Source organism: Mycobacterium sp. NGS45 (genome assembly GCF_059812645.1).
The window spans coordinates 1-20,858 of the sequence record NZ_JCALDB010000004.1 but is presented as its reverse complement, the minus strand read 5'-3'; the positions used below and the strand labels follow the sequence as shown (position 1 = coordinate 20,858).

Genomic DNA, 20,858 nt, shown 5'->3' with positions numbered 1-20,858 from the left:
GCGAACGAGTTGGCCTGTAAGCCGGATTCTGTTCTGTAGCGCAGCTACAGCGGCGACCATCCATCTGGGCACACCGTCGCCGGGTACCTCGAGCGGCCTACCCGCAGGCTCGGGCGAGCAGCCCTCGAGCGCCTGCGCGACCGCATCAGCGGCCTTCTTGGCCTTGCTTCGGGTGGGGTTTGCCTAGCCACCCCGGTCACCCGGGATGCTGGTGCGCTCTTACCGCACCGTTTCACCCTTACCTTTCGGCGGTCTGTTTTCTGTGGCACTTTCCCGCGAGTCACCTCGGATTGCCGTTAGCAATCACCCTGCTCTGTGAAGTCCGGACTTTCCTCGGATCTCTCCGCGGCCGCCCGGCCAACTCGTTCGCGCAGATCAGCGTATCAAGCCGCGTGCCGGTCGCAGAGCTTCCAGCCCAACTCCCCCTCGACCGCGCTTTCGCGTCGCCGCGGACGACGCACCGGCGGTGCCGTCGAGTCGTACTGCGCACCGGTCGGCGTGGTGATTTCGGTGCTGTGCCTGCCGCTCGTCTGCACCGGTTTGGCCCGCCAGCGTTCGCCCTGTTTGACGTAATTGCACGCCTCGCACAGCCCCTGCGCGTTGATCCCGGCGGTCGGCCCGCCGTGCGCGGCAGCTTCGACGTGGTCGATGTGCCGGATCGGGGCGTCGCAATACGGGGTGCGGCACTGCTGATCCCGCAATCCGATGAACGCCGCCAGGCCCTTGGGAAATTTCCGGGACCGAGACTCCATCGCCACCAGAGCGCCGGTCTCGGGGCTGGCGTACAGCTTGCGCAGCGTCGCTGTCGAGGCCGGATCGGTCAGCGCGGCTTCGACCAGACGGCAGGCGATCTCGGCAGGCACCGGCCCGTAGCCGCTCACTGTGGCCGGCGCCGAGCCGCCCATCAGGCTGTCGTCAGAGAGCACCAGGTTGACCGCGATCGGCGTCGCAGTTGCGGCCGACCGGCCAGTCACCCGCTCTACCAGGGTGTCGGCCATGACCTGAGCGCGCGAGCGTCCATCGCAGCACACGTCGGCCTCCCGCTTGAGCGCGGCGTACACCGAAACTCCCTGCGCCATCGGCAGCAGAGCGGTCACGTAGGACATGGTGTCCGGGGCCGGCCGAACCGTCACGCAGCGTTCGGATTCGGCGCGCGCTGCCCGATCAACGATGGCCTTCGGATCCAACCGGTAGGCGATCGCCTTGGCTGCCGCGGCGATCCGGGCGTCGCCAAGCCCGACCAATCCCGCCGGGTCAGCGCACAACTCGGCATCCAAGGTCCGCCGATGCTCGACGTCCAGGCAGGCCGATTCGCGGACCACCAGCGTGGCCCGCCACTCCGAGAGCACCCCGGATTCCAGTGCGGCCAAGGTGTGCGGCATCTCGTGTACAAGGGCCTTGGCGAACCCGAGATGCCGGTTCCCGCGTGCCGGCGAATCCTTGCGTGCCAACGCCACTTCGGCGGCCAACCCGCGGCCGCGGCGAGCGGCGGATACGCCGCGCGCAATCTCGTCGGCCTGCCGCGCCGCCGCCAGCGCAGCCGCCGCCCGCGCCTGCTGCGCGGCGGCCGCAGACTTGAGTGCCTCCATCTCGCCGATGAACGAGATCAGGCTCGCTTCATCGGCCGCGGGGTCGAACTCCGAAACATTCTCGAACATACTTTCGAAGGTACACCGACCCCACGACAATTCCTGCCCACTTCAGTGGGCAGTCACCGCAGCGAGCCCGCGCGGCTACTTGCGCGGCAGCGGACTGTAGAACACCAGGCCGTTGCCCTTGTTGTCGTAGACCACGGCACGGCGTTCATGGGCGTCGTCGTACGGGCCCTTCACCACGCCGCCACCCTGCGCCTCGATGGCCTTGGCTGCGCCGTCGACGTCGGCGGTCTTGATCCCCACCACCACCTGACCCGGAATCGGATGGTCGACGGCGGTGGCCAACGCCAGCGTGATGGATCCGCCGTCGAGCGCCGCGAAGTGCGCGCCGTCGCGGAACTTCAGCGGCATGCCCAACGTCTCGCTGTAGAACTTGATCGACTCGTCCAGATCGTCGGTCGACAGCACAATCATCCGTACTTCGTGATCAGACACTTCTTCCTCCCCAAGGTGAACTACCAACCGATTACAGATATGACGTCTCGTTGACCAACCGTACCGACGCCAAGCCGTCAGAGTAGAACTCCGCGATGGACAGCGACGCCAGATCCAAATGCAGCCGGTACAGAATGCTCGGACCGGCGTCCAGCGCCATCCGCAGCACGGTCTTGATCGGCGTCACGTGCGACACCACCAGCACCGTCGCGCCACCGTGTTCGGCGATGATCCGATTGCGGGCGCGCCGCACCCGGTCGTGCACGGCATCGAAGCTCTCGCCGCCCGGCGGCAGCACCGAGGTGTCCCGCAGCCAACGCCCGTGCAGCTCAGGGTGTCCGGCGCTGGCTTCACCGAACGTCAAGCCCTCCCAACTGCCGAAGTCGGTCTCGATCAGATCGTCGTCGACCGTCACCGGCAGCCCCAGCTCCGCGGCCACCGCGGCTGCGGTGTCATAGGCGCGCTGCAGCGGCGACGAGTACACCGCCGCGATCCCGCCGCGCCCGCCGATGAAGTTCGCGGCCGCGGCCGCCTGGGCCCGGCCCAGCTCGGTCAGCGGCGGGTTGCCCCGGCCGGAATAGCGGCGCTGCACCGACAGGTCGGTCTGTCCGTGCCGCAGCAGCAGCAACCGGGTCGGGGTACCGCGCGCCCCGGTCCAGCCCGGCGCCGCGGGCTTGTCCCCCAGCGCCGGGGGCTTGTCCCCCGCCGCGGACGACGCATCCCCGGAAACTGGTTCCACCCCTTCGGAATTCGACGACGACGTCTCCCCGGAAACCGGTTCCGCCCCGCCTCCCGCGCCGCCCGCCAGCTCCGCCGCGGCATCCATCGCCTCATTGGCCAACCGGTCGGCGTGCGCATTCTGGGCGCGCGGAATCCAGCGGTAGGACACCGCATCGAAGCGGCCGGCCAACGCCCGGGCCTGGCCGTGCAGGTCGATCAGATCCGGATGCTTGACCCGCCACCGGCCCGCCATCTGCTCGACCACCAACTTGGAATCCATCGCGACCGCAACCTCGGCGGCACCGAGCTCGGCCGCGGCAGTCAATCCGGCGATCAGACCGCGATACTCGGCGACGTTGTTGGTGGCGATCCCGATGGCTTCCTTGCGCTCGGCCAGCACCGTGGCGCGGTCAGCCGAAAACACCACGGCGCCATAGCCGGCCGGGCCGGGGTTGCCGCGCGAACCACCGTCGGCCTCGATCAACACCTTCACAGCGTGGCCCGCACCAGCACCGCGCCACACTCCGGGCAGCGCATGACGTCGTCGTCGGCGGCAGCGCTGATCCGGGACATCTCGCCGCGGTCGATCTCGATCCGGCAGGCCCCGCAGCGCCGACCCTGCAACGCACCCGCGCCCGCACCGGTCTTCGCCCGCTGCTGCTCATAGAGCTTCATCAGGTCCGGATTCACACTCTGCACCAAGGTTTCTCGGCGCGATGCCCGCTCGGCACGGATGGTTTCGATCTCGGCCAGCGCAGCGTCCCGGTCGGCTCCGGCGGCCTCGATCTCACCGGCCAGCCGTTCGATGGTGGCGGCTTCTTCGTCCTGCTCGGCGCCGAGTTGTTCACGGCGTTCCATCACCTCGAGCTGCGAATCCTCCAGCGCGGATTGCCGGCGCTCCAAGGTTTCCAACTCGTGCTGCAATTCGGTCAGCTGCTTGGCGCCGACATTGCCGGACGCCAGCAGGTCACGGTCCCGGTCCTCGCGCTGGCGCACCCCGTCGATCTCGGCCTCCAGTCGGCTGACCTGACCGTCGACGTCCTCGGCGGCGATCCGCAGCACCGCGAGCCGGTCGGTCGCGGCCTGCTGCTGCTCGGTGAGCTCATCGACCCGGCGCTGCTCGGCCAGGTTGGCCGCCCGGTGTGCCACCTGGGCCAGTTCGGCGTCGATCTGCGAGATCTCCAGTAGCGAACGCTGTTGCCACAGATCGGCTTTCATCAATGCACTCCCAGATTCCAAGGGTCGGTACGGATCTCGCTGACCCGCACCGGTAACGCGTCGGTGAACGCCGCGGTCAGCAGGCCGGCGGCCTGCCGACACCACGGTTGTTCAGAAGCCCAATGTGCCACGTCGATCAGCGCCACCTCGGAGGCCCGCCGGTGCTCGTCGGCGGGATGGTGGCGCAGATCGGCGGTCAGGTAGGCCTGCACGCCCGCGCCGGCCACCCGGCCCAGCAGTGAATCACCGGCACCACCGCACAGCGCCACCCGCGACACCTCCAGATCCGGCGGGCCGGAAGCACGCACTCCCCACGACGTCGTCGGCAACCGCTGCCCGGCCCGCGCCACGAACGCCGCCAGCGGCTCCGGGCTGGCCAGTTCCGCGATCCGCCCGATCCCGATCCCGGACGGCAGCGTCGCCAGGGCGAACACGTCGAAGGCCGGCTCCTCGTAGGGATGCGCCGCGCGCATCGCGGCCAGTATCGCTGCGCGCCGAGCAGCCGGCGCGATCGCCTCGATGCGGTCCTCGGGCAGCCGCTCGACGGTGCCGACCACCCCGACCGCCGGCGACGCGCCCTGCTGCGGCAGGAACTGACCGGTGCCGGTCACACTCCAGCTGCAACACGAGTAGTCCCCGATCTGCCCGGCGCCGGCCGCGAAGATCGCCGCGCGCACCGGTTCGGCCGACTCTGGGGGCACAAAGATCACCCACTTGTCCAGGTCCGGCCCGCTCGGAGCCGGGTCGAGCACGTCGACCACGGTCAGCCCCAGGGCCTCGGCCAGCGCGTCGGACACCCCGGGGGCGGCCGCGTCGGCGTTGGTGTGCGCGGTGAAAAGCGCCTGCCCGGCCCGGATCATCCGGTGGATCAGCGCGCCCTTGGCGGTGTCGGCGGCCACCGAGTCCACCCCGCGCAGCAGCAGCGGGTGATGCGCCAGCAGCAGCCCGCGTTCCGGCAGGTCGGCGACCACTTCAGCGGTCGCGTCGACGGCGATGGTCACCGAGTCGACGTCGGCGTCGGGGTCACCGCAGACCAACCCGACCGAATCCCAGGACTGGGCCAGCCGCGGCGGATAGGCCGCGTCGAGCACCTCGATCACGTCAGCCAGGCGCACACTCACGCCTAGAAACAGTAGTGCTCGGCCGATCAGGGACAATGGCAGCGTGACCGAACTGGCCCCGACCCTGCGCGCGCTGCACCCGCAACTGGTGCTCTTCGACCTCGACGGCACGCTGACCGACTCGGCAGTCGGCATCGTCGCGAGCTTCCGGCATGCCCTCGAGCAGGTCGGCGCGCCGGTGCCGGACGGCGATCTGGTGGCCCGGATCGTCGGCCCGCCGATGCACCACACGCTGGGTTCACTGGGTCTGGGTGAGCGCACCGACGAGGCCATTGCGGCCTACCGGGCCGACTACGTCGACCGCGGCTGGGCCATGAACACCCCGTACGACGGCATCCCCGAGCTGCTCGAGGACCTGAGCGCAGCCGGGGTGCGGCTCGCGGTGGCCACGTCCAAGGCCGAACGGACCGCGCAGCGGATCCTGGCGCACTTCGGCCTGGCCGACCACTTCGAGGTGATCGCCGGGGCCAGCGCCGACGGGGTGCGCGCCGCCAAGGCCGACGTCGTCGCGCATGCGCTGGCCCAGTTGCAGCCGCTGCCCGAGCGGGTGCTGATGGTCGGTGACCGCAGCCACGACGTCGACGGCGCGGCCGCGCACGGCATCGACACCGTGGTGGTCGACTGGGGTTACGGCCGGCACGACTTCGTCGACGGCGACGGCGACGGTCCGGTCCGGGTCGCCGACGTGATCGCGCTGCGTGAGGTGCTCGGTGTCTGAACTGCACGTGACGTTCGTCTGTTCGGGCAACATCTGCCGGTCCCCGATGGCCGAGAAGATGTTCGCCCATCAGATCGCCGAACGCGGTCTGGCCGACGCAGTCCGGGTCAGCAGCGCCGGCACCGGCGACTGGCACGCCGGCAACAGCGCGGATCGACGGGCCACCGAGGTGCTTGCAGCACACGGCTACCCCACCGAGCACGTCGCCGCCCACCTCGGCGATGACCATCTGGGGGCCGATCTGGTCATCGCGCTGGGCCGCAACCACATGCGGATCCTGACTCAGCTCGGGGTCGAACCGGAGCGGGTCCGGATGCTGCGCTCGTTCGACCCGCGCTCGGGCGCCCATGCGCTCGACGTCGAAGACCCCTACTACGGCGAGCTGGCCGACTTCGAGGAAGCCTTCGCGGTGATCGAAGCCGCGCTGCCCGGCCTGCACGACTGGGTCGACGCCCGGCTCGGTGGTGCAGCGCCGTGAGACGGCTGGCGTTCTTGTTCAAGCCCGGCTGGATCGCGCTGGCGATCGTGGTCGCGGCGTTCGCCTACCTGTGCTTCACCGTGCTCGCACCGTGGCAGCTGGGCAAGAACACCACCACCTCACGCGAGAACGCGCAGATCAACGCAGCCCTGACGGCCGACCCGGTGCCGGTGAAAGATGTCTTGCCGCACCAGGATTCATCGGCCCCCGATGAGCAGTGGCGGGAGGTCATCGCGACCGGGCACTATCTGCCGGAACGCCAGATCCTGGCCCGGCTGCGGGTGGTGGAAGGCGACGCGGCGTTCCAGGTGCTGGTGCCGTTCGTCGTGCAAGACGGGCCGACCGTGCTGGTCGACCGCGGCTACGTGCGTCCGGTCCAGGGCTCGAAAGTGCCCGACATCGAGGCGGTCCCGGACGGCACCGTGACGCTGACCGCGCGGCTGCGGAACTCGGAGAAGGCGCCGCGGGACAAAGAGCCGTTCATCGAGGACGGTGTGCAGCAGGTGTACGCGATCGACACCACGCAGTTGGCCGGGCTGTTCGGTGTCCCGCTGACCGGGTCGTATCTACAGTTGGTGGCCGATCAGCCCGGCGGGCTGGGTGTGCTGGCGCTGCCGCACCTGGATGCCGGGCCGTTCCTGTCCTACGGCATCCAGTGGATCGCGTTCGGTCTGTTCGCCCCGCTGGGGCTGGGCTATTTCGTCTACAAGGAGATCCAGGCCCGCCGCCGGGAGAAGGAAGCCGACGACGCCGCCCAAGCCGCCGGCAGTTCCGAACCGGTCACCGTCGAGGACAAGCTGGCCGACCGTTACGGCCGCCGCCGCTGAGACCGCTCCGCCAGCCGCGTAAGGCCAGCCGCCACACCGACGCCCACCGCGACGGCACCGGCCTGTACCCAGCGCGACAGCGTGACCGCGCGCCGCAGATCGGCCGCCGTGGGCACCGGCCCGTCGCCGAGCGTCGGACGCAGCTCGAGTTCGTGCGCGTACTGCGTGGGCCCGCCCAGCCGGATCCCCAGCGCTCCGGCGAACGCGGCTTCGACCACGCCGGCGTTCGGGCTGGGATGTCGATGCGCGTCGCGGCGCCAGACCCGGGCCGCCGCACGCGGTGAACCACCGACGGCCGGTGCGCACAGCACGGTCAACGCCCCGGCCAGCCGGGCCGGGGCGTAGTTGACGACGTCGTCCAGACGCGCTGCCGCCCAACCGAATCGGGCATACCGCGCGGAGCGGTACCCGATCATCGCGTCCAGCGTGTTGATCGCCCGGTAGCCCAACACCGCAGGCGCGCCACCCAGCGCCACCCACAGCGCGGGCGCCACCTGCGCGTCGGAGGTGTTCTCGGCAACCGATTCCAGCGCGGCCCGGGCCAACCCGTCGGCGTCCAGGGCGGCCGGATCCCGCCCGCACAGCGACGGCAGCAAACCGCGCGCGGCATCCAGATCGTCGGCGTCGAGCAGATCGGCCAGCTGCGCTCCGGTGCGGCCCAGCGAGGTGCCGCCGAGCGCGGCCCAGGTGGCCGCCGCACATACCGCAACCCCGCAGACCGGACCGCGGCGCGCCGCCAGCTGCGACGCCGTCGTCGCAGCCAGACCCACCCCGGCCAGCAGCAACGCGACATGCGCGACGCCGGCGGCACGGTCGTCCCGGTAGGTGCGTCGTTCCAGGGCCGCGGCCGCGGTGCCGAAGCCGGCCACCGGATGGCCGCGGCGCGGATCGGCCAGCACCACGTCGGCCAGATATCCGGCGAGCAGACCACCCCCGGCAATCCCCAGATTCATCACCGGCAAGGCTCTCATGAGTGGTGTACTGCCATCCATGGGCCCTGTCCGACATCCCACCCGCGTCGCCGACCTGCTCAACCCGCTGGCAGCGCTGATGCCGGCGTCCAACGTGATCATGCAGCTGGCCCGGCCGGGCGTGGGTTATGGCGTGCTGGAGAGTCCGGTCGACAGCGGCAACGTCTACAAGCATCCGTTCAAGCGGGCCCGCACCACCGGCACCTATCTGGCGGCGGCAACCATCGGCACCGAACGCGACCGCGAGCTGATCCGCGAGGCCGTCGACACCGCGCACGCCCAGGTGCGCTCCACCGAGACTTCCCCGGTGCGCTACAACGCCTTCGACCCGAAGCTGCAGCTGTGGGTGACGGCCTGCCTGTACCGCTATTTCGTCGACCAGCACGAGCTGCTGTACGGCCCGCTCGACGACGCGGCCGCAGACGCGATCTACGCCGACGCCCGCACGCTCGGCACCACCTTGCAGGTGCGCGAATCGATGTGGCCGGCCGACCGGGACGCGTTCGAGGACTACTGGAAGCGCTCGCTGGACGAACTCGACATCGCCGAACCGGTGCGCGAACACCTGCGCGGGGTGGCCTCGATGAAGTTCTTGGGCCGGCCGGTCGAGGCCACGCTGGGCCGGTTCAACCTGTGGGCCACCGCCGGCTTCCTGCCGCAGCGGTTCCGCGAGTTGATGCGGCTGGACTGGGATTCGGGCCAGCAGCGCCGGTTCGAGTGGCTGCTGGCCGCGCTGCGGCTGGCCGACCGGCTGATCCCACACCGACTGTGGGTGCTGGGGTATCAGAGCTATCTGTGGGATATGCGGGCCCGGGCCCGGCGCGGCAAGCGCATCGTCTGAACGACGACGGCGTCGCGCCCCGCGTGGCCTGCCGCGCCTCTGGGTGCGCGCCGCTGCAACGCGGGTAAACGAGGTGATCAGTGGGTATATCCAGGTGACCTGCCGCATCGGGAGGAGGACAACTGCAATGAAGAAGCTTCTGTTTACCGGGGTCTGCGCCCCGTTGGCGGCGATGGCCGTGCTGGTGGCACCGGCCGATGCGCAGGCTCTGCCCGGCGAGTGCTTCAACACGCCGTGGGGTGGCTACTGCGACAACGACCCATGGGAAGACGGCAGCTTCCAGCACTGTGAAAGCGCAATGGGTTTCACCAACTGCTTCCGGGCCTGCCACGATCCGGTGAGCAACGGCAGGGTCCCGACCGACGCGGATCCGAGCACGCCCTGCTGACTCACGCGGAACCAGCCGCTGCACTGACCTTGGTGGGCGCGGACGGTATCGAACCGCCGACCGCTGGTGTGTAAAACCAGAGCTCTACCACTGAGCTACGCGCCCGTGCCGTGGCAGGCTACCGAACCGGGCTGCCACGGCGCCAATTCGTGCCTGTCCAACCGCACGCGGACCGGCTAGCCGGCTTGGGACTCCAGGGCCGCCAGCGCCGCATGCCACACCGACTGATCGCGTGCCTCGCCGGGTTCCTTGCACTCGGCGAACCGGATGATGCCGTCCCGGTCGATCAGGAAGGTGCCGCGGTTGGGCACCCCGGCCTGCTCGTTGAACACGCCGTAGGCCTGCGTCACCGCGCCGTGCGGCCAGAAATCGGACAGCACCGGGAAGGTGAAGCCGCTCTGGATCGCCCAGATCTTGTGCGTGGGCGGCGGGCCGACCGAGACCGCCAGAGTCACGGTGTCGTCATTCTCGTAGCGCGGCAATTCGTCGCGCACCGCGTCGAGTTCGCCCTGGCAGATCCCGGTGAACGCGAGCGGGAAGAACACCAGCAGCACATTGCGCTGCCCGCGGTAGCTCGACAGCGTCACCGGCCGGCCGTTTTGGTCCTTGAGTGTGAAATCGGGTGCCTCGGTCCCAGGGGTCAGCATCAGGTTCGCCGTCCGGCGGCCTTGGACTTCGGCTGCACCAGGCGACTGGCACTCCAGTCCCCCAGGTTGTGCGACGAGGTCTGCATCAGCCCGGCCGTCGGCGCGGACTCCGCGATCTCGGCCGGCTGCACATGTCCGGGCTTGCCGGTCTTGGGTGTGATCACCCAGACGACGCCGTCGTCGGCCAGCGGCGTGATGGCGTCCATCAGCGCGTCCACCAGGTCGCCGTCGTCGTCGCGCCACCAGAGCAGCACGACGTCGATGACCTCATCGGCGTCTTCGTCGAGAAGTTCGCTGCCGCAAGCCTCTTCGACATCGGCGCGGATGTCATCGTCGGTGTCGGTGTCCCACCCGAGTTCTTGGACCACCTGATCTCGTTGGATGCCCAACCTCTGGGCGTAATTCGGGGCGCCATCCGCCGCCACCACCGTGTTTCCTCCTCCGTTTGTCCGCGCTTCATGCCGATTTGTGCTCATCGTTGCACAACCCGGCGGGTTTGTTTCACCGATACGCCGCGTCACACTGGGCAAGCGCTTCGGTACGGGTGTCGTTGACCCGGTTGACCGCGTTGTTGAACTGCTCCGGGGAGCCCCCGACCGCGCCGGCCGCCGCGCGCGAGGCATCCACCCAGGCCTGCAGCGCGCCGCGCAACTGGCCGGGCACCCGGTCGTTCATATCGCGTTCGACGTCATCAGCGCTGCTGTTGAGCGCATCGACGGCCGGCTGCTTGGCGCCCTCGGCGTCGCCGCCACTATTGACCGCTTCGACGTAAGCGTTGACGGTCTTGACCGCATCGGCGCTGCGGGTGGACAACGTCTCGCACACGGTGTGGATGGCTTCTGTCGTCAAGGAGGCCTGCCGCTGCGACTCCCGCACGCTGGACGTCACCGACGCCGCCGACTGCGACGCCGAGGTCGACGACCGGTAGGCCGGCACGTCCTTGGCGTCCACCGTTGCGGTGCCCCCACTGACTTGCGTGCACCCAGCGACGGTGAATATGCCCAGCGCGATCACCCCGACGACGACGCGCACCCTTCGGCTCTGCACCCGGCAGACGTTACCGCGCCGGAGCCGCGCTGTACGCCAGAGGTTGGATCAGTCCGCCGCGATCAAAGCGAAGGGGGCAGGATGGGGGTCGTACCCCGCGCGGGTGACCCCCGCGCCACGATCGAGGAGAAATGCGTTGACTACCGAGTTCGTGCGCCAAGACCTGGCCCAAAACTCCGGCACCGCAGCCGAACCCGACCGGGTTCGGGTCATCCGGGAGGGTGTCGCGTCGTATCTGCCCGACATCGACCCGGAGGAGACCGCGGAATGGCTCGAGTCCTTCGATGACCTGTTGGACCGCTCGGGTCCGGCCCGGGCCCGGTATCTGATGTTGCGTCTGCTGGAGCGCTCCGGCGAAAAACACGTCTCGATCCCGGCGCTGACCTCCACCGACTACGTCAACACCATCCCCACCGAGCTCGAGCCGTGGTTCCCCGGCGACGAGGACGTCGAGCGCCGCTACCGGGCCTGGATCCGGTGGAACGCCGCGATCATGGTGCACCGCGCGCAGCGGCCCGGCGTGGGCGTCGGCGGACACATCTCCACCTACGCCTCCAGTGCCGCGCTCTACGAGGTCGGCTTCAACCACTTCTTCCGGGGCAAGGCCCATCCGGGCGGCGGGGACCAGATCTTCATCCAGGGCCACGCCTCCCCCGGCATCTACGCCCGCGCCTTCCTGGAAGGCCGGCTCACCGAAGACCAGCTCGACGGTTTCCGCCAGGAGCACAGCCATCCCGGCGGCGGCATCCCGTCCTACCCGCATCCGCGGTTGATGCCGGACTTCTGGGAGTTCCCGACGGTGTCGATGGGCCTGGGCCCGATGAACGCCATCTACCAAGCCCGGTTCAACCACTATCTGCATGACCGCGGCATCAAGGACACCTCCGATCAACACGTGTGGGCGTTCCTCGGCGACGGCGAGATGGACGAACCGGAAAGTCGCGGCCTGGCACACGTGGCTGCCCTGGAGGGTCTGGACAACCTGACCTTCGTGGTGAACTGCAACCTGCAGCGCCTGGACGGCCCGGTGCGCGGCAACGGCAAGATCATCCAGGAGTTGGAGTCGTTCTTCCGCGGCGCCGGCTGGAACGTGATCAAGGTGGTGTGGGGCCGCGAGTGGGACGCGCTGCTGCACGCCGACCGCGACGGCGCACTGGTCAACTTGATGAACTCCACGCCCGACGGCGACTACCAGACCTACCGCGCCAACGACGGCCGGTTCGTGCGCGAGCACTTCTTCCACCGCGACCCGCGCACCAAGGCGCTGGTCGAGGACATGACCGACCAGCAGATCTGGAACCTCAAACGCGGCGGGCACGACTACCGCAAGGTGTACGCGGCCTACCGCGCGGCCATGGAGCACAAGGGTCAGCCGACGGTGATCCTGGCCAAGACCATCAAGGGCTATTCGCTGGGCGCACACTTCCAGGGCCGCAACGCCACTCACCAGATGAAGAAGTTGGCGTTGGAGGACCTCAAGTACTTCCGCGACGCCATCCGGATCCCGGTCTCCGACGAGCAGCTGGAGCAGGACCCCTACCTGCCGCCGTACTACCACCCCGGCCCGGAGGCCCCCGAGATCCGCTACATGCTCGACCGTCGTCGCGCGCTGGGCGGTTTCGTCCCGGAGCGCCGGACCAAGAGCAAGGCGCTGCCGCTGCCGCCGCGGGAGACCTACAAGTCGCTGAAGAAGGGCTCCGGCCAACAGGAGGTGGCCACCACCATGGCCACCGTGCGTACCTTCAAGGAACTGTTGCGCGACAAGAACATTGCGCCGCGGCTGGTCCCGATCATCCCCGACGAGGCCCGCACCTTCGGGATGGACTCGTGGTTCCCCAACTTGAAGATCTACAACCGCAACGGGCAGCTCTACACCTCGGTGGACGCCGACCTGATGTTGGCCTACAAGGAAAGCGAAACCGGCCAGATCCTGCACGAGGGCATCAACGAGGCCGGGTCGACGGCGTCGTTCACGGCCGTGGGCACCTCCTACGCCACGCACAACGAGCCGATGATCCCGATCTACATCTTCTACTCGATGTTCGGGTTCCAGCGCACCGGCGACGGGTTCTGGGCCGCGGCCGATCAGATGGCGCGCGGCTTCGTGCTGGGTGCGACGGCCGGCCGGACCACGCTCACCGGTGAGGGCCTGCAGCACGCCGACGGACATTCGCAGCTGCTGGCCTCCACCAATCCCGCCGTGGTGGCCTATGACCCGGCGTTCGCCTACGAGATCGCCTACATCATCGAAAGCGGCCTGGCCCGGATGTTCGGCGAGAACCCGGAGAACGTCTTCTTCTACATGACGATCTACAACGAGCCCTACGTGCAGCCGGCCGAGCCCAAGGACTTCGACCCCGAGGGTCTGCTGCGCGGTATCTACCGGTTCCAGGCCGCACCCGAGCCGCGTTCACACGTCGCGCAGATCCTGGCCTCCGGGGTGGCGATGCCCGAGGCGCTGCGCGCCGCCGAACTGCTGGCCGCCGACTGGGACGTGGCCGCCGACGTCTGGTCGGTGACCAGCTGGGGTGAGCTCAACCGCGACGGCGTCGCGGTCGAGCAGCAGCGGTTGCGCCATCCGGAACTGCACGGCGACGACGCCCCGGTGGCCTATGTGACCCAGGCGCTGCGCGACACCGCGGGCCCGGCCGTCGCGGTCAGCGACTGGATGCGCGCGGTGCCCGAGCAGATCCGCGCCTGGGTGCCCAACACCTACATCACGCTGGGCACCGACGGATTCGGCTTCTCCGATACCCGCCCGGCCGCCCGGCGCTACTTCAACACCGACGCCGAGTCGGTGGCGGTGGCCGTGCTCGAGGCGCTGGCCCGCGACGGTGAGATCGATCCGTCGGTGGCGGTCGAGGCGGCCCGGAAGTACCGGATCGACGACGTGCACGCGGCCGGGGTCTCGTTCAAGGACACCGGCAGCGCCTGACCGACCTGCGATTTCGGTGCGTTTGGGGGCGCTGAGCACCCCTACGCGCACCGAAATCGCAAAGGTCGGGGCGTAGATTCTAGGGGTGCCGGAGAACCCGTTCGATACCTCGCGTCAGCCGCTGGCGCTGTTGGGGAACATCCCCGACTCGCTGCGGCGCCGGCTCAAGCAGTACTCCGGACGGCTGGCCACCGAAGCCGTGCAGGCGATGTCCGAGCGGTTGCCGTTCTTCGCCGAACTCGAGGCCGCCCAGCGCGCCAGCGTGCAGCTGGTGGTGCAGACCGCGGTGGTCAACTTCTCCGAGTGGCTGCACGACCCGGAGAGCGACGTCGGCTACACCGCCGAGGCGTTCGCCCTGGTGCCGCAGGACCTGACCCGACGCATCGCGCTGCGGCAGACCGTCGACATGGTGCGGGTGTCGATGGAGTTCTTCGAAGAGGTGGTGCCGCAGCTGGCCCGCAACGACGAACAGATGGTGGCGCTGGCCGTCGGCATCCTGCGCTACAGCCGCAACCTGGCGTTCGCCGCCGCGGCGGCCTACGCGGATGCCGCCGAAGCCCGTGGCGCCTGGGACTCCCGGATGGAATCCAGCGTCGTGGACGCGATCGTGCGCGGGGACACCGGCGCCGAGTTGCTGTCCCGCTCAGCCGCATTGAACTGGGACACCACCGCGCCGGCCACCGTGGTGGTCGGCACCCCGCCGTCCGAGCGCGGCGAGTTGGCCTCCGAAACAGTGCGCGAAGTGACCACCCGGCACGGCCGCGCCGCACTGACCGATGTGCACGGCACCTGGTTGGTGGTCATCGTCTCCGGCCTGCTGACCCCCACCGACAAGCTGCTGCCCGATCTGCTCACCGCGTTCTCCGAGGGTCCGGTGGTGATCGGACCGACCGCGCCGACGCTGACCGCGGCGCACTACAGCGCCCGGGAGGCGATCGCCGGGATGAATGCGGTGCCCGGCTGGACCGGAGCGCCACGGCCGGTGCCGGCCCGCGAATTGCTGCCCGAACGCGCTCTGATGGGTGACCAGTCCGCGATTGCCGCCCTGCACACCGAAATCATGCGACCGCTGGCCGATGCCGGCCCGGCACTGACCGAGACCTTGGACGCCTACCTGGACTCCGGCGGCGCGATCGAGGCCTGTGCGCGCCGGTTGTACGTTCATCCAAATACCGTCCGCTACCGACTCAAGCGGATCGCCGACTTCACCGGCCGGGACCCGACCGAGCCGCGCGATGCCTACGTCCTGCGGGTGGCCTGCACCGTGGGCCGGCTGGCGCCGCAAGCCATCCACCCGAGCACGCTAAACACTGTTGTGAAGCAAGTCACCGCGAGCAAACCCGACGCCGGGGACGACAGCAAAGCCGTCTGACAGGTCGCAGCCAGGTCTCATTGAAGTCGCATCACATGCCGTTTTGTGGGAACTCCACAAAAACATAAGACAAGGTTCATAATCTCTTACACCCCGCAAATGCGTCTTCACAATGTTTTCTTAATGAGTGCCTGAAACGACACCCGTGATCGCGCTGCTCGCCCCCGGCCAGGGGTCGCAGACTCCCGGAATGCTGACCGAGTGGTTGGAGCTGCCCGGGGCCGCCGATCAGATCGCCACCTGGTCGCAGATCAGCGGTCTGGATCTGGCCCGGCTGGGCAGCACCGCGACCGCCGACGAGATCACCGACACCGCGGTCACGCAGCCGCTGGTGGTGGCTGCGACCCTGCTGGCCCACCAGGAGCTGACCAAGCGCGGCCTGCTGGCCGACGCCAACCTGGTGATGGCCGGACATTCGGTCGGTGAGATCGCCGCCTATGCGATCGCCGGCCTCATCTCCGCCGACGACGCGGTCAAGCTGGCCGCCACCCGCGGCGCCGAGATGGCCAAGGCCTGCAATGACGAGCCCACCGGCATGTCCGCGGTGCTCGGCGGCGACGAGGCCGAGGTGCTGGCCGCGCTGGCCGACCTGGACCTGGTGCCGGCCAACCGCAACGCGGCCGGCCAGATCGTGGCCGCCGGCCGGGTCGAGGCACTGGCCAAGCTGGCCGAGAACCCGCCGGCCAAGGCCCGGGTGCGTCAGCTGGCCACCGCAGGTGCCTTCCACACCCAGTTCATGGCCTCGGCGCAGCAGGGCTACTCGGCGGCCGCCGGCGCGGTCAGCACCGCCGACGCGCTGGACCCGCGGGTCACTCTGCTCAGCAACGCCGACGGCCAGCCGGTCGCCTCACCGGCCGACGCGATGGACAAGCTGGTCGCCCAGCTCACCAACCCGGTGCGGTGGGACCTGTGCAACGCAAGCCTGCGCGACCGCGAGGTCAGCGCCATCGTGGAATTCCCGCCGGCCGGAACGCTGGTCGGAATCGCCAAACGTGAACTTCGGGGAGTGCCGACGCGCGCCATCAAGTCCCCGGCAGACCTGGACGGACTCGCTGAGCTCTAGGAGCCGCCAGAACAACCACATACGCAGTACCCGCATGACCCCGTACGACCTGTACGACAACCGACGACCAGTACGACCCAACCGGATCTACCCAGTCGACCCGGGAAGCTCTTCCCGCCCCCGGGCCATCAATGAAATGAAGGGAGCCACACTGTGGCCGCCAGTCAAGAAGAAATCATCGCCGGTCTCGCCGAGATCATCGAAGAGGTCACCGGTATCGAGCCCTCCGAGGTGACCCCGGAGAAGAGCTTCGTCGACGACCTGGACATCGACTCGCTGTCGATGGTGGAGATCGCGGTGCAGACCGAGGACAAGTACGGCGTGAAGATCCCGGACGAGGACCTCGCCGGCCTGCGCACCGTCGGTGACGTCGTCGGCTACATCCAGAAGCTCGAGGAAGAGAACCCCGAGGCTGCTGCCGCCCTGCGCGAGAAGTTCGGTTCGGCAGAATGACCAGACCTTCCACTGCTAACGGAGGCTTCCCGAACGTCGTGGTGACCGCCGTGGAGGCCACCACGGCGCTCGCGGCTGACATCGAGAGCACGTGGAAGGGCCTCCTGGCCGGCGAAAGCGGCATCCGTGAGTTGACCGACGATTTCGTCACCAAGTGGGACCTTCCGGTGCGGATCGGTGGCCACCTGGTCGACGGCGTCGACGACCACATGACCCGTCTGGACCTGCGTCGCATGTCCTATGTGCAACGCATGTCGAAGCTGCTCGCGAAGCGGCTCTGGGAGAACGCGGGCACGCCCGAGGTCGACCCGGACCGTTTCTCGGTGGTGATCGGCACCGGTCTGGGTGGCGGCGAGAAGATCGTCGAGACCTATGACCTGATGAACGAGGGCGGCCCCCGCAAAGTGTCGCCGCTGGCCGTTCAGATGATCATGCCCAACGGTGCGGCTGCGGTCGCCGGCCTCGAGCTGGGTGCACGTGCCGGGGTCATCACCCCGGTGTCGGCCTGCTCGTCGGGTTCGGAGGCCATCGCCCACGCGTGGCGTCAGATCGTCATGGGTGACGCCGACTTCGCCGTCTGCGGCGGTGTGGAAGGCGGCATCGAGGCGCTGCCGATCGCGGCGTTCTCGATGATGCGCGCCATGTCCACCCGCAACGACGACCCGGCCGCGGCCTCGCGTCCGTTCGACAAGGACCGCGACGGCTTCGTGTTCGGCGAAGCGGGTGCGCTGATGATCATCGAGACCGAGGAGCATGCCCTGGCCCGTGGCGCCAAGCCGCTGGCCCGGTTGCTGGGTGCCGGCATCACGTCGGACGCCTATCACATGGTGGCTCCCTCGCCGGACGGCCTGCGCGCCGGCCGGGCGATGACCAGGGCGTTGGAACTGGCCGGCCTGTCCGCCAAGGACATCGACCACGTCAACGCACACGGCACCGCCACGCCGATCGGTGACACCGCCGAGGCCAACGCCATCCGGGTTGCCGGATGTCAGGAAGCCGCGGTCTACGCGCCCAAGTCGGCGCTCGGTCACTCCATCGGTGCCGTCGGCGCCCTGGAGTCGGTGTTGACGGTGCTGACGCTGCGTGACGGCGTCATCCCGCCGACGCTGAACTACGAGACGCCGGATCCGGAAATCGATTTGGACGTCGTGGCCGGAGCACCGCGCTACGGCGACTACCAGTACGCGATCAACAACTCCTTCGGCTTCGGCGGCCACAACGTCGCCCTGGCCTTCGGAAAGTACTGACAGCAGTACGAACAGGGGAAAGGACAACCTGGGCAGCCATGGCTTCTCCGACAACGGGCAATGGATTGCCGGATATCGTGGTCACCGGTGTGGCCATGACGACGGCGCTGGCTACCGACGCCGAGACCACCTGGAAGAACCTGCTCGACGGGCAATCCGGGATTCGCACCCTCACCGATCCGTTCATCGAGGAGTACGACCTGCCGGTTCGCATCGGCGGTCACCTACTCGAAGATTTCGACGGTGAGCTCAACCGGGTTGAGCTGCGCAGGATGTCCTACCTCCAAAAGATGGCCACCGTGCTGGGCCGGCGGGTTTGGGAAAACGCCGGCTCACCGGAGGTCGACACCAACCGTCTGATGGTGTCGATCGGCACCGGCTTGGGTTCCACCGAGGAATTGGTGTTCGCCTATGACGGCATGCGGGCCAAGGGTCTGCGTGCGGTCTCGCCGCTGGTCGTCCAGATGTACATGCCCAACGGCGCGGCCGCGGTCGTCGGTTTGGAGCGTGGCGCCAAAGCCGGTGTGACCACTGCGATCTCGGCGTGCGCGTCGGGCTCGGAGGCGATCGCCAACGCGTGGCGCAACATCGCCTACGGCGAGGCCGACATCGCGATCTGCGGTGGTGTGGAAACCAAGATCGAGGCCGTGCCGATCGCCGGCTTCGCCCAGATGCGAATCGTGTTGTCCAACACCAACGACAACCCGGCCGGTGCCTGCCGCCCGTTCGACCGGGACCGCAACGGTTTCGTGTTCGGCGAAGGCGGCGCGCTGCTGGTGATCGAGACCGAGGAGCACGCCAAGGCCCGCGGCGCCAACATCTTGGGCCGCATCATGGGCGCCTCGGTGACCTCCGACGGGTTCCACATGGTGGCTCCCGATCCCAACGGCGAACGCGCCGGGCACGCGATCTCGCGTGCCGTCGAGTTGGCGGGCCTGCAGCCTTCCGACATCGACCACATCAATGCCCACGCCACCGGCACCAATGTCGGTGACGTCGCCGAGGGCAAGGCGATCAACAACGCCATGGGCGGCCACCGCCCCGCGGTGTATGCGCCCAAGTCGGCACTGGGTCACTCGGTGGGCGCCGTCGGCGCCGTCGAGTCGATCCTCACTGTCCTGGCCCTGCGCGAAGGGGTCATTCCGCCTACCTTGAACCTGGAGAATCTCGATCCCGAGATCGATCTGGACGTGGTGGCGGGCAGCCCGCGGACCGGGGACTACCGGTACGCGGTGAACAACTCTTTCGGATTCGGCGGGCACAACGTCGCACTCGCCTTCGGGAAGTACTGACGAGAAGCTAGGAGACGATATGACGACGATGGCCCCCGAAGCGGTGAACGAATCCCTGGACCCTCGCGACCCGCTGCTGCGGCTGTCGACGTTCTTTGACGACGGCTCCGTCGAACTCCTGCACGAGCGGGACCGCTCCGGTGTGCTGGCCGCCGCCGGCACCGTCAATGGTGTTCGCACCGTGGCGTTTTGCACCGACGGCACCGTGATGGGCGGCGCCATGGGCATCGAAGGCTGCGCGCACATCGTCAATGCCTACGACACCGCGATCGCCGAGCAGAGCCCGATCGTCGGCATCTGGCATTCCGGCGGTGCCCGGCTGGCCGAGGGCGTCAAGGCCCTGCATGCCGTCGGCCTGGTGTTCGAGGCAATGATCCGCGCCTCGGGTTACATCCCGCAGATCTCGGTGGTGGTCGGATTCGCCGCCGGCGGTGCGGCTTACGGCCCGGCGCTGACCGACGTCATCATCATGGCCCCCGAGTCCAAGGTGTTCGTCACCGGCCCGGACGTGGTGCGCAGCGTCACCGGCGAGGACGTCGACATGGTCTCGCTCGGCGGCCCGGACGCGCACCACAAGAAGTCCGGCGTGTGCCACATTGTCGCCGACGACGAACTCGACGCCTATGAGCGCGGCCGTCGCCTGGTCGGATTGTTCAGCCAGCAGGGCCATTTCGACCGCAGCAAGGCCGAAGCCGGTGACACCGACCTGCATGCATTGCTGCCCGCCTCGGCCCGCCGCGCCTACGACGTGCACCCGCTGATCAATGCGCTGCTCGACGACGACGTGCCGTTCGAGGAGTTCCAGGCCAAGTGGGCCCCGTCCATCGTGGTCGGGCTGGGCCGGTTGGCCGGCCGCAGTGTCGGTGTGATCGCCAACAACCCGCTGCGCCTGGGCGGCTGCCTGAACTCCGAAAGTGCCGAGAAGTCAGCACGTTTCGTGCGACTGTGCGACGCGTTCGGCATTCCGCTGGTGGTGGTCGTGGACGTGCCGGGTTACCTGCCCGGGGTGGACCAGGAGTGGGGCGGCGTGGTGCGTCGCGGCGCCAAGCTGCTGCACGCGTTCGGCGAGTCCTCGGTCCCCCGCGTCACGCTGGTGACCCGCAAGATCTACGGCGGTGCCTACATCGCGATGAACTCACGTTCGCTGAACGCCACCAAGGTGTTCGCCTGGCCGGACGCCGAGGTGGCCGTGATGGGCGCCAAAGCCGCCGTCGGCATCCTGCACAAGAAGAAGCTGGCCGCCGCGCCCGACCACGAGCGCGAAGCGCTGCACGAGGAGTTGGCGCTCGAGCATGAGCGGATCGCCGGCGGTGTGGACAGCGCGATCGAGATCGGCGTGGTGGACGCCAAGATCGACCCGTCGCAGACCCGCAGCGTGCTGACCCAGGCGCTGGCCGAGGCTCCGCACCGGCGCGGTCGGCACAAGAACA

General features: G+C 68.7%; 21 protein-coding genes, 1 tRNA gene and 1 other RNA gene. 12 read left to right on the top strand and 11 right to left on the bottom strand.

Annotation, left to right across the window (positions count from 1 at the left end; translation table 11 throughout):
• Position 1 precedes the first annotated feature (1 nt).
• The 6 genes from rnpB to AC5Y3P_RS05165 all read right to left on the bottom strand — a co-directional run bounded on the left by rnpB (position 2) and on the right by AC5Y3P_RS05165 (position 5,149).
• Positions 2-365, bottom strand: an RNA gene (gene rnpB, locus AC5Y3P_RS05190) — RNase P RNA component class A.
• Positions 366-383: 18 nt separating this feature from the next.
• A complete protein-coding gene (locus AC5Y3P_RS05185) occupies positions 384-1,658 on the bottom strand; it encodes an HNH endonuclease (RefSeq protein WP_500044820.1) in 1,275 nt (424 codons plus the stop codon).
• 75 nt (positions 1,659-1,733) lie between these two features.
• Positions 1,734-2,090 (bottom strand): VOC family protein, encoded by a 357-nt coding sequence (locus AC5Y3P_RS05180; RefSeq protein ID WP_500044819.1) that lies wholly within the window; start codon positions 2,088-2,090, stop codon positions 1,734-1,736.
• Positions 2,091-2,121: 31 nt separating this feature from the next.
• A complete protein-coding gene (locus tag AC5Y3P_RS05175; RefSeq protein WP_500044818.1) occupies positions 2,122-3,303 on the bottom strand; it encodes a bifunctional RNase H/acid phosphatase in 1,182 nt (393 codons plus the stop codon).
• Positions 3,300-4,028 carry a zinc ribbon domain-containing protein gene (locus AC5Y3P_RS05170; protein ID WP_500044817.1) on the bottom strand — a complete coding sequence of 243 codons (729 nt, stop codon included), beginning with the start codon at positions 4,026-4,028 and terminating at the stop codon, positions 3,300-3,302. The genes AC5Y3P_RS05175 and AC5Y3P_RS05170 overlap by 4 nt, the downstream gene beginning before the upstream one ends.
• Positions 4,028-5,149 (bottom strand): Nif3-like dinuclear metal center hexameric protein, encoded by a 1,122-nt coding sequence (locus tag AC5Y3P_RS05165; protein ID WP_500044816.1) that lies wholly within the window; start codon positions 5,147-5,149, stop codon positions 4,028-4,030. The genes AC5Y3P_RS05170 and AC5Y3P_RS05165 overlap by 1 nt, the downstream gene beginning before the upstream one ends.
• Positions 5,150-5,192: 43 nt before the next feature.
• On the opposite strand from AC5Y3P_RS05165, the gene AC5Y3P_RS05160 reads away from it, so the two are divergent.
• From AC5Y3P_RS05160 to AC5Y3P_RS05150, 3 genes are read left to right on the top strand one after another with little or no spacing between them, the layout of a single operon-like run.
• Complete coding sequence (locus tag AC5Y3P_RS05160) at positions 5,193-5,867, top strand: HAD-IA family hydrolase (protein ID WP_500044815.1); 675 nt, start codon at positions 5,193-5,195, stop codon at positions 5,865-5,867.
• The gene (locus tag AC5Y3P_RS05155; protein ID WP_500044814.1) at positions 5,860-6,345 is read left to right on the top strand and encodes a low molecular weight protein-tyrosine-phosphatase; all 486 of its coding nucleotides are present in this window, start codon (positions 5,860-5,862) and stop codon (positions 6,343-6,345) included. The genes AC5Y3P_RS05160 and AC5Y3P_RS05155 overlap by 8 nt, the downstream gene beginning before the upstream one ends.
• Entirely contained in the window at positions 6,342-7,172 is an 831-nt protein-coding gene (locus AC5Y3P_RS05150; protein WP_500044813.1) for an SURF1 family cytochrome oxidase biogenesis protein, read from the top strand. The genes AC5Y3P_RS05155 and AC5Y3P_RS05150 overlap by 4 nt, the downstream gene beginning before the upstream one ends.
• Here the strand turns inward: AC5Y3P_RS05150 and AC5Y3P_RS05145 are convergent.
• Positions 7,154-8,125, bottom strand: coding sequence for a cobalamin biosynthesis protein (locus AC5Y3P_RS05145; RefSeq protein WP_500044812.1), 972 nt, complete (start codon positions 8,123-8,125; stop codon positions 7,154-7,156). The genes AC5Y3P_RS05150 and AC5Y3P_RS05145 overlap by 19 nt on opposite strands.
• A gap of 37 nt (positions 8,126-8,162) precedes the next feature.
• On the opposite strand from AC5Y3P_RS05145, the gene AC5Y3P_RS05140 reads away from it, so the two are divergent.
• Positions 8,163-8,984: an oxygenase MpaB family protein gene (locus AC5Y3P_RS05140; protein ID WP_500044811.1), complete on the top strand. Its 822-nt coding sequence runs from the start codon at positions 8,163-8,165 to the stop codon at positions 8,982-8,984.
• Between the two features lie 127 nt (positions 8,985-9,111).
• Entirely contained in the window at positions 9,112-9,372 is a 261-nt protein-coding gene (locus AC5Y3P_RS05135) for a hypothetical protein (protein ID WP_500044810.1), read from the top strand.
• Positions 9,373-9,402: 30 nt separating this feature from the next.
• On the opposite strand, the gene AC5Y3P_RS05130 is transcribed toward AC5Y3P_RS05135, so the two are convergent.
• From AC5Y3P_RS05130 to AC5Y3P_RS05115, 4 genes are all read right to left on the bottom strand, one after another.
• Positions 9,403-9,477 (bottom strand) — tRNA-Val (locus AC5Y3P_RS05130).
• 71 nt (positions 9,478-9,548) lie between these two features.
• Positions 9,549-10,019: a peroxiredoxin gene (locus AC5Y3P_RS05125; protein ID WP_500044809.1), complete on the bottom strand. Its 471-nt coding sequence runs from the start codon at positions 10,017-10,019 to the stop codon at positions 9,549-9,551.
• Positions 10,019-10,447, bottom strand: coding sequence for a DUF3052 domain-containing protein (locus AC5Y3P_RS05120; protein ID WP_500044808.1), 429 nt, complete (start codon positions 10,445-10,447; stop codon positions 10,019-10,021). The genes AC5Y3P_RS05125 and AC5Y3P_RS05120 overlap by 1 nt, the downstream gene beginning before the upstream one ends.
• A gap of 73 nt (positions 10,448-10,520) precedes the next feature.
• Entirely contained in the window at positions 10,521-11,066 is a 546-nt protein-coding gene (locus tag AC5Y3P_RS05115) for an Rv2240c family protein (RefSeq protein ID WP_500044807.1), read from the bottom strand.
• A gap of 136 nt (positions 11,067-11,202) precedes the next feature.
• On the opposite strand from AC5Y3P_RS05115, the gene aceE reads away from it, so the two are divergent.
• The 7 genes from aceE to AC5Y3P_RS05080 form a co-directional block, all read left to right on the top strand.
• Positions 11,203-14,001, top strand: a complete 2,799-nt coding sequence (aceE, locus tag AC5Y3P_RS05110; RefSeq protein ID WP_500044806.1) for a pyruvate dehydrogenase (acetyl-transferring), homodimeric type — start codon at positions 11,203-11,205, stop codon at positions 13,999-14,001.
• Positions 14,002-14,086: 85 nt separating this feature from the next.
• Positions 14,087-15,373, top strand: a complete 1,287-nt coding sequence (locus AC5Y3P_RS05105) for a PucR family transcriptional regulator (RefSeq protein WP_500044805.1) — start codon at positions 14,087-14,089, stop codon at positions 15,371-15,373.
• A 145-nt stretch (positions 15,374-15,518) separates the two neighbouring features.
• Positions 15,519-16,436: an ACP S-malonyltransferase gene (locus tag AC5Y3P_RS05100; protein WP_500044986.1), complete on the top strand. Its 918-nt coding sequence runs from the start codon at positions 15,519-15,521 to the stop codon at positions 16,434-16,436.
• A gap of 153 nt (positions 16,437-16,589) precedes the next feature.
• Positions 16,590-16,889, top strand: coding sequence for a meromycolate extension acyl carrier protein AcpM (gene acpM / locus AC5Y3P_RS05095; protein ID WP_500044804.1), 300 nt, complete (start codon positions 16,590-16,592; stop codon positions 16,887-16,889).
• Entirely contained in the window at positions 16,886-18,136 is a 1,251-nt protein-coding gene (kasA, locus tag AC5Y3P_RS05090) for a 3-oxoacyl-ACP synthase KasA (RefSeq protein WP_500044803.1), read from the top strand. Before acpM ends, kasA begins: the two co-directional genes overlap by 4 nt.
• Before the next feature lie 38 nt (positions 18,137-18,174).
• Positions 18,175-19,428, top strand: coding sequence for a 3-oxoacyl-ACP synthase KasB (gene kasB / locus AC5Y3P_RS05085; protein WP_500044802.1), 1,254 nt, complete (start codon positions 18,175-18,177; stop codon positions 19,426-19,428).
• 19 nt (positions 19,429-19,447) lie between these two features.
• A partial coding sequence (locus tag AC5Y3P_RS05080; RefSeq protein ID WP_500044801.1) for an acyl-CoA carboxylase subunit beta occupies positions 19,448-20,858 on the top strand: 1,411 nt, incomplete at its 3' end.

Bases quoted from the DNA above. Each gene is read 5' to 3' on its own strand.
- AC5Y3P_RS05185 (WP_500044820.1), bottom strand. From the start codon at position 1,658: ATGTTCGAGAATGTTTCGGAGTTCGACCCCGCGGCCGATGAAGCGAGC.
- AC5Y3P_RS05170 (WP_500044817.1), bottom strand. From the start codon at position 4,028: ATGAAAGCCGATCTGTGGCAACAGCGTTCGCTACTGGAGATCTCGCAG.
- AC5Y3P_RS05145 (WP_500044812.1), bottom strand. From the start codon at position 8,125: ATGAATCTGGGGATTGCCGGGGGTGGTCTGCTCGCCGGATATCTGGCC.
- AC5Y3P_RS05140 (WP_500044811.1), top strand. From the start codon at position 8,163: ATGGGCCCTGTCCGACATCCCACCCGCGTCGCCGACCTGCTCAACCCG.
- AC5Y3P_RS05135 (WP_500044810.1), top strand. From the start codon at position 9,112: ATGAAGAAGCTTCTGTTTACCGGGGTCTGCGCCCCGTTGGCGGCGATG.
- AC5Y3P_RS05125 (WP_500044809.1), bottom strand. From the start codon at position 10,019: ATGCTGACCCCTGGGACCGAGGCACCCGATTTCACACTCAAGGACCAA.
- kasA (WP_500044803.1), top strand. From the start codon at position 16,886: ATGACCAGACCTTCCACTGCTAACGGAGGCTTCCCGAACGTCGTGGTG.
- kasB (WP_500044802.1), top strand. From the start codon at position 18,175: ATGGCTTCTCCGACAACGGGCAATGGATTGCCGGATATCGTGGTCACC.